Source organism: Bacteroides acidifaciens (genome assembly GCF_024623065.1).
In the GTDB taxonomy this organism is placed as follows: Bacteria; Bacteroidota; Bacteroidia; order Bacteroidales; family Bacteroidaceae; genus Bacteroides; species Bacteroides acidifaciens.
The window spans coordinates 1-7,730 of the sequence record NZ_JANJZR010000120.1 but is presented as its reverse complement, the minus strand read 5'-3'; the positions used below and the strand labels follow the sequence as shown (position 1 = coordinate 7,730).

Below are 7,730 nucleotides of genomic sequence, written 5' to 3'. Positions count from 1 at the left end.
CGTATCGGTGAGCATGACGAACCTGAATTCAAAGTATCTGATGGATATGGTATACCAACAGGCATCATGGGATTCAGTGATGTTCAAGTAACGGATAGTGCCATTTATGCGGTGTTTCATGGGACGCCCTTTAAAGAGATAGCAAGGCAAAGTGGAAAACTTCCTGACGGCGGAAAGTACATTTATGTATTTAGCTTGAAAGGAGAACCGCTGTATAAGTATGTGCTCGACCATTATATATATGGTATTTGGGTAGATGAAGCTACTAAAACAATAATGGCGACAGATGTAAATAACGATCAGCCCATACTAAAGTTTTGTTTTGGTAGCGTATGAGAGAATTAACTTGATTAAAAGGAGCAGAATGATGAGTTTGTTCATCTTGGCGGATTTGCTTACCTATCATCTGCTCCTTAACCCCTAAAAAGAAAGGAGGTTATTTAGATACAAACATAAGAATAAAAAATTAATGTAGCAAACTGTTGCTATTCTGTTGAAATGATAGATACAGAAGAAAAAGAAATTTTATTTACTGAAAATTATAGAATAATGAAAAAGAAAGTAATGGGCATTATTGCCGTTATTGCTATCGCTGCTGTAGCAGGATACAATGTATATACTTCGCAGAATGATGTGAAGTTATCTAATTTGGCTCTTAATAATGTGGAAGCTTTGGCAGGAGATACAGAATGGGGTACATATTATTGCAGAATGAGTCCTTGGACATGGGAATGCAAGAATACTGTATATGGTACGGTATGTTATTGTAATATGTAAATATAGATTGTAGTAATGGCTGTCTAAAGACTTGTTGAGGTATCTAAATATATGCCTAAAAAAGTCTTTAGACTCCTTAGGTAGGTTCTTCTAAAATGGTAGGTCATGTATAAATTAAGTAGTTTATTGATATTGTTTTTTCTTTTCTCATGTGGTTCTCCTAAAGAGGATTCATATATTTTAGAAGCAAGTAATGATTCGCTTGTTTTCGATTTGAATCCTCAAACCTCTATGTTTATAAAAGCTCTATTTCCATATACGGACGAGAAAGGTAGGGAATATTTAACATTTCAAAATAATATAGAACCTGAGATTTTATGGTATGATATGAAGTCGCAAGAATATATTAAAACTACTAAAATTGATAAGGAAGGTGAAAATGGTATTAGTAATTTTGTAGGATATTATATATATTCTGATGATGAAATTTATATACCTGAAGGGATGAGAAATACGATAAATGTGATTGATAAAGATGGAAAGATTCATCGAAAGATTGTTTATGATAAAACTACTCAAGGAAAATCTACAATTCCATTCAATTGTTTATCTTTTCCTTATACTCCTATCTATATGATTAATGGTAAAATGTATTTACCACAATCCCCTAATATGGGACTAGGTGATCGGATTGTGGAAGATAGTCCTGTTACTTTAATTCTTGATTCTATAAAACATTCATTAACAGAATTCGAATTGAGATTCCCAAAAGTAAGATCATCTGTGGAATTAAGAGGGAATACATTAGGTATAGAGATGAGTTATAGTCAAGTTTATGATGGAAAGAATTTCATTTATTCTTTCTTTTTTGATGAAAATCTTTATATTGTATCCCCGGATGGAAAAGTTAGAAATCAAGTAAAGACAAGAAGTAAATATGTTGATGAAATTTATAATGAGAAAAAAGTTCCAGGAGATATAACGGAACTTGTTAGAACCTTGTGTACAATTCCAATGTATGGTAATTTGATATATGATAAATATAGAGATGTATATTATCGTTTTGTTTATCCAGAGACAAAATTAGAGAATGATAATTATATGGATATTTGGCAATTAGGAAGGACGAAGTTCTCTATTCTAATTTTAGATAAAAATTTTGAGATATTAGGTGAAACTCTATTTCCAGAAAATATCTATGCATCCAATCTTTTTTTCATTCGAAAAGATGGCCTTTATATTAGTACTAGTTTCTTTAAGAATCCTACTTTTAGCGATGATAAGTTATGTTTTCGTAGATTTGATTTAATTCAGACAAAAAAATGAAGAAAGGGTATATTGTTTTATTTGTAATATTTACATTTTCATTTTTATTCTCTTGTAAAGAATCAGCATCTGACCGGATTGCTCGCTTAGTCACAGAATGGGATAGTCGAGAAATTATTTATCCCAATAAAATGTATTTTACAATATTAGGAAGGGATACAATTCAAAAAGAAATTATGAATAGTAAATATTCGATTATTACATACGTTGATTCTGTAGGCTGTACTAGTTGTAAATTGGCATTAAGTAGATGGCTAAAGTTTATAGCTGAATTAGATACGATAACAGAGTCATCAGTGCCAGTTCATTTCTTTTTGAATCCCTCAAATAAAGATGAAGTAATTAAAATATTTGAACATAATCAGTTTGATTATCCAGTTTGCTTAGATGAAAAAGACTCGATTAATATATTGAATAATTTTCCTCAGGATATATTTTTTCAAACTTTTTTGTTAGATAAAGATAATAGAGTGATTGCTGTTGGAAACCCTGTACTTAATCCGAAAATTAAAGATTTGTATTTCAACATTCTTTTAAATAAAAGCGGTCGGGAAAAAGCGAAACAAGTTCCTTTAACAAAAATAACAATTTCTGAGCAAACGATAGATATGGGTAATTTCTCATGGGAAGTTAGTCAAGAAAAAGAAGTAACAATAAAAAATGTTGGTGATTCCCCATTAGTTATAGATGAGGTATCAACTTCGTGTGGGTGTCTAACTATAGAATATAATAAAAAACCTGTATTACCCCAAGATAGTACTTGTATTAAAATAAGATATCAAGCAGAGTATCCTGAATATTTTAATAAAACTATTACTGTCTATTGTAATGCAGAAGGTGCTCCGCTGAAATTGAGAATTAGTGGAAATGCGAAATAAAGTTGAATTAGGTGTTTGTTTCAAATGGGCAACTAAACAATTAAAATCATAGTTGAGCTGTCTTTTCAAAATGGTGGAGCCTATGATTCTTGTAAAATTGATAGGGAAAATGAAATGTATAAAGAATAAAATTTTGCTATTAGGCGGAATATTGATGTTTTTATTATTATCCTGCCGAACAGGTACTAAGGAAACTATTCGGGTGGAAAATATCATCTGTCAATCTTTTATTAGTGAAGATGATTATATGATAGGGGGAGTTAAAGAGATGGCATTATCGGATTCGATTTTAGCAGTTATGGATCCTAAATCCGACTCTATGTTGCTCTTTTTTAATGTAAAAGCCGGAAAATATTTGGGAAAGGCCGCTAAGCGTGGACAAGGTCCATCTGAATTTACTGTACTTTCTTCTTTAGAATCACATAATGAAAGTTCGTTTTCATTTTACGATATAAATAGAAAAACGTTTTATTATACAAATTCAACAACCGCAGGCACTGTGCGGTTTACTCCTGCTTTTCGTGTTGACAGTGGATTGCCACTTGAAGTTCATCCTATGGCTAACGGGAAGTTTATAGCTCCTGGTATTTATGAAAAATACAGGTATTGTGTGTTGGATTCCAATGGACAGGTGCATAGTACGTTTGGGGAATGGCCTTATAGGGATGAGGATGAAAAGAATGTTTCCGGCATTGTTCGTTCGCAGGCTTATATGTTTGGTATAGCGTCCTCTCCTTCAAAAACGAAATTCGTCGCTTATCTTATGTCAGCGGATATGCTGTCTTTCTTCTGGTGCTTCGAGAGATTCGCCACTCGTTTATTTGTGGGCTACATGCTCGGAAGATTATGTGTACCTATTGTATTCCGGAAAAAATTTCCGTCAGAATGCTTTGGCGTCATTTTCAGGTGATATGATATATGTATATAATTGGAATGGTGATAAAATGGTAAATAAAAAGTATGGCTCATGCATAAATCAAGCAGTTTGTTGATATTGTTCTTTCTGTTCTCGTGTAGTTTTCCGAAGAAGGATTCTTCGTTGGATTATGCCTTGCAAAGATCCGGCGACAACCGTAGGGAGCTGGAAAAAGTACTGGAACATTACCGGGACAGCGGCTTGAAGTATGATGCCGCCCGTTTTCTGATAGAGAATATGCCTGCCTGCTACGGTAGTGATTGCCGGTCCTTGGACGCGCTCCGGCCGCTTTATCAAGATTATGATTCGATTAATCGCATGTATGACTTCCGTACACCTTCGGAGTGGGGCAAAAAGATAGACGGTTTGTATGGAAAATATCACTACTTGCTTCACCGGGCTTATGAATCGGAAGATTTATGCGCAATGAAATCGAATTACCTGATACGGGAGATAGACCGTTCGTTCGATGCCTGGAAGCGGAATGTATATGCATCGGAATGCTCTTACGAGGACTTCTGTGAATATGTCTTGCCATACCGCCGTCTGAACGGACTGGTGGCGGACCATGCCCGAGACACGTTTTATCATCGTCACGCAGGGAAGTATTATGTCCGGAAAGGAAAACAATGGATGTCTGAGACGGACTCTTTGCTTTATGAATACAGACACCTGACGCATTCCGCCTTTTGGGGGGCGCAGATACCGGTATGGAACGCGGAAACATTCGAATATCTTCGTCATGGATTATGTATCCATCGTTGTTGGTATAACTCGCTTCTGCTGTCTGCTTTGGGGATGCCTGTTGCCATTGATTTTGTTCCTGCATGGGGGAACCGCAACAATTCCCACACCTGGAACGTATTGCTGTTGCATGGGCAGTCGTACGCATTCGAGGCTTTTTGGGACAACGACCGCTGGAAATACAAGCGCATTTACAACAACCGTGTTTCTGACAGTTCCTGGGGGAGGTTCCGTTTGCCGAAAGTCTACCGTCACACCTATTCCAATCATCCGGAGGGTCCTGCGGCAGATGCAAATGTGGAAAGGAGCGACATTCCCGCCCTTTTCCGGAATGTAAAGAAGGTTGACGTTTCCGCCGAATATTTTGAGACGCAGGATGTTACCGTGACGTTGACGGAGGTCGCTCCCGATAATGCGCGTTATGTCTATTTGGCCGTATTCGGTTATCAGCGGTGGCATCCGGTGCAGTGGGCAAAGATTGAAAAGGACGGGACGGCAACTTTCAAAAACATGGGTAAGGACATTGTTTATTTGCCTGTCTACTTTAAGGACGGGGTGCTTTTGCCCGCCGCATCTCCTTTCAAGTTGGATGCTGACGGATATATGCGCCTTTTGGCGGACGATGGTAAAAGAGGAAATGTATGCCTGCGTATTTTGACCGGCTCCTCAGCTCATGATGTGAATAGGGAAAATCTGAACATGATGCGCGGAAGCCGTTTTGTCAGTCTGACCGATGGAAAGCCGCAAACGGAAATCTGTTTATGGAGCGACCCGTTGGAATTGAAGATGAATAAGAGAATGCTGCCTGCCCGGCCTGCTTGTCGCCATATACGCATGTACCTTCCTACGGACACGCTTTCTGTGGGCGAGATTGCTTTTTATACGGATAAAGGGCGCATTCCTTCGGTGAAGGTCTTGTCGGATGTCATCCCTTTGTCTGTGTCTGAGGGTGCCGATAGATTGACAGACGGGATGGAAGCTGCCACTTGCAGAGGAAAAGTGCCGGGTCGGTTTGTCGATTTTGATTTGGGCGGCTTTTTTCAATTGACGGCGATAGGGATATATCCTTATCTGGACAGTCAGATTCGGGAGGATTGCAATTATACGCTGCAATATTGGGACGGAGAATGGAAGTCGAAGGAAACCGGGCAAGGGACCGCTTGCGGTTGGCTGGAATTTAAGGATGTTCCTTTGAATGCGTTGATGATGTTGAAGAACTTGAAGTGGAAAGGCGCTACTGCCGAGCGTATTTTTATCTATGAGGATGAAAGCTTCTGTTGGGAGTAAGGTTGATATTGAACGAGTGAATGGCAAATGAATGTGATAAAGAAGATAATAGCGAAATTTGTAGACCTTGCGTTTTATATGTTTTTGGGGGTAGTAGTTCTATTCTTGATGCAACTGTTCTGCTTTACTTCATTCAGGATACCTTCGGACTCTATGGAACCGGCATTGAAGGATGGCGACCGGATATTAGTTAATAAGATGATAAAAGGGGCTCGCCTGTTCGATGTTTTTGCAGCCTTGGATAATGAGGAAGTCACTATCCACAGGATGCCCGGATGGGGGAGTTTCCAGAGAAATGATATACTGGTTTTTAATTTCCCTTATCAAATGAACCGTTGGGATAGTGTCCGGATGGATGTAATGCAGTATTATGTAAAACGGTGTGTCGCCCTGCCGGGGGATACATTGGAGATTCGTGGGGGATTTTATAAAGTACGTGGTTGTGACGAACAGTTGGGAAACTACGATGCCCAGCAATATCTGGCGAATCTGAAGCATCCGGAACAGCATGGCATTGTGGTAGGTACATTTCCTTATGACAAACAACTGGGCTGGACGATCCGCGAGTTCGGACCTTTGCCGATTCCCAAGAAAGGTCAGATAGTAATGATGAACCGTACGAATTGCCTTTTATACAGGCAGCTGATAGGTTGGGAACAGAAGAAGAAACTACGTGTAAAAGACGGACAGGTAGTATTGGGGGACAGTGTGATTACCCAGTATCGCTTTAAAAAGAACTATTATTTTGTCTCCGGTGATAATATGGCTAATTCGCAGGATTCAAGGTACTGGGGGATGTTGCCTGAAGAATACATTGTAGGTAAGGCTACCCGTATTTGGTATTCGGAAGATAAATTTACGGAGAAACCCCGTTGGGACAGAATTATGCAGAAAATCAAATAAAGAACGAAAATAAAGTTGGAATTGATGCGGATGACACAGAAGAATATGGCGGATGTGATAACTCTTACAGGAGTTGCGGCAATCTTGAGCGTAGTAGTTTTTGCTACTTCGAATGATATTCCTGTCGGTGAAATGGCATATCAAAAACTATGGTTGGGACGCATGGCTTTTGTTTTCGTCGCTTGCTGTCTATTATCCTTTTGTCTGAATAGAAAAAACTATTTGTCTTTTCCAACCATCGTGACGTGGGTATTGATTATATTGGGAGGAATGGAAGCCGTATGGGGATTGAGGCAGATATACGGCCTGGCTGTTTCCAATCATTCTTTATATGCGCTTACAGGATCTTTCTATAATCCGGGACCTTATTCGGGATATTTGGCGATGATATTCCCGCTTTGCTTGTATGAATGGCTGAATTTGAAAGAAAGGACGGAACGTACATGGGCGGAACAGGGAAAGTATTACATCGCATTAGGAGTTATGCTGTTGATTCTTTGTGTACTGCCTGCCGGAATGAGCCGTTCGGCTTGGATTGCTGCCGCAATATCGGGTACATGGGTATATGGAATGCGCGTTTCATGGGGAAGTAGATTAAAGGAGTTTGAACGAAAATATAAGAAAAGACTAGTACTGGTTTGTATTGCAGGCAGCGTTATAATCATAGTGGCAGGTTATGCTCTTTTTCAACTGAAAGCGACTTCTGCCAACGGACGCTTGTTCATGTGGAAAATTAGTAGTATGGCAATTGCCGAAAGTCCGGTTATAGGACATGGTACAGGGAACTTTGTTTCAGCTTATGGCAGAGCGCAAGAAAACTATTTTGCAAATGGGGAATTTTCGGAGACAGAAGAATTGGTGGCAGGAAGTCCGGAATATGCTTTTAATGAATATCTGCAAGTGGCGATGGAATATGGGATTCCTTTCTTATTGGTTGTCTCGCTGGTAATTGCATTTTG

8 protein-coding genes are annotated in these 7,730 nt (G+C 38.9%); all 8 read left to right on the top strand.

Translation table 11 applies throughout. From position 1 onward, the window contains the following. Positions 1-336 (top strand): BF3164 family lipoprotein (locus NSB03_RS19385; RefSeq protein ID WP_257466591.1); only part of this gene is annotated, 336 nt, incomplete at its 5' end. A gap of 213 nt (positions 337-549) precedes the next feature. Next, positions 550-777 (top strand): NVEALA domain-containing protein, encoded by a 228-nt coding sequence (locus NSB03_RS19380; protein ID WP_024988751.1) that lies wholly within the window; start codon positions 550-552, stop codon positions 775-777. A 105-nt stretch (positions 778-882) separates the two neighbouring features. Beyond that, on the top strand, positions 883-2,043 hold the full coding sequence (locus tag NSB03_RS19375) for a DUF4221 family protein (RefSeq protein ID WP_024988752.1): 1,161 nt from the start codon (positions 883-885) through the stop codon (positions 2,041-2,043). Further along, on the top strand, positions 2,040-2,921 hold the full coding sequence (locus NSB03_RS19370) for a DUF1573 domain-containing protein (RefSeq protein ID WP_024988753.1): 882 nt from the start codon (positions 2,040-2,042) through the stop codon (positions 2,919-2,921). Before NSB03_RS19375 ends, NSB03_RS19370 begins: the two co-directional genes overlap by 4 nt. An 82-nt stretch (positions 2,922-3,003) precedes the next feature. Next, positions 3,004-3,831 (top strand): BF3164 family lipoprotein, encoded by an 828-nt coding sequence (locus NSB03_RS19365; RefSeq protein WP_159102169.1) that lies wholly within the window; start codon positions 3,004-3,006, stop codon positions 3,829-3,831. A gap of 57 nt (positions 3,832-3,888) precedes the next feature. After that, entirely contained in the window at positions 3,889-5,868 is a 1,980-nt protein-coding gene (locus tag NSB03_RS19360) for a hypothetical protein (protein ID WP_024988755.1), read from the top strand. Between the two features lie 27 nt (positions 5,869-5,895). Beyond that, positions 5,896-6,771, top strand: coding sequence for a signal peptidase I (gene lepB / locus NSB03_RS19355; RefSeq protein ID WP_148332685.1), 876 nt, complete (start codon positions 5,896-5,898; stop codon positions 6,769-6,771). Positions 6,772-6,801: 30 nt separating this feature from the next. After that, the coding region (locus NSB03_RS19350) for an O-antigen ligase family protein (protein WP_257466590.1) at positions 6,802-7,730 on the top strand (929 nt) is incomplete at its 3' end.

Excerpts from the sequence above, each read along its gene's own strand:
- NSB03_RS19365 (WP_159102169.1), top strand. The coding sequence starts at position 3,004 with ATGATTCTTGTAAAATTGATAGGGAAAATGAAATGTATAAAGAATAAA.
- NSB03_RS19370 (WP_024988753.1), top strand. The coding sequence starts at position 2,040 with ATGAAGAAAGGGTATATTGTTTTATTTGTAATATTTACATTTTCATTT.
- NSB03_RS19380 (WP_024988751.1), top strand. The coding sequence starts at position 550 with ATGAAAAAGAAAGTAATGGGCATTATTGCCGTTATTGCTATCGCTGCT.
- NSB03_RS19375 (WP_024988752.1), top strand. The coding sequence starts at position 883 with ATGTATAAATTAAGTAGTTTATTGATATTGTTTTTTCTTTTCTCATGT.
- lepB (WP_148332685.1), top strand. The coding sequence starts at position 5,896 with ATGAATGTGATAAAGAAGATAATAGCGAAATTTGTAGACCTTGCGTTT.
- NSB03_RS19360 (WP_024988755.1), top strand. The coding sequence starts at position 3,889 with ATGCATAAATCAAGCAGTTTGTTGATATTGTTCTTTCTGTTCTCGTGT.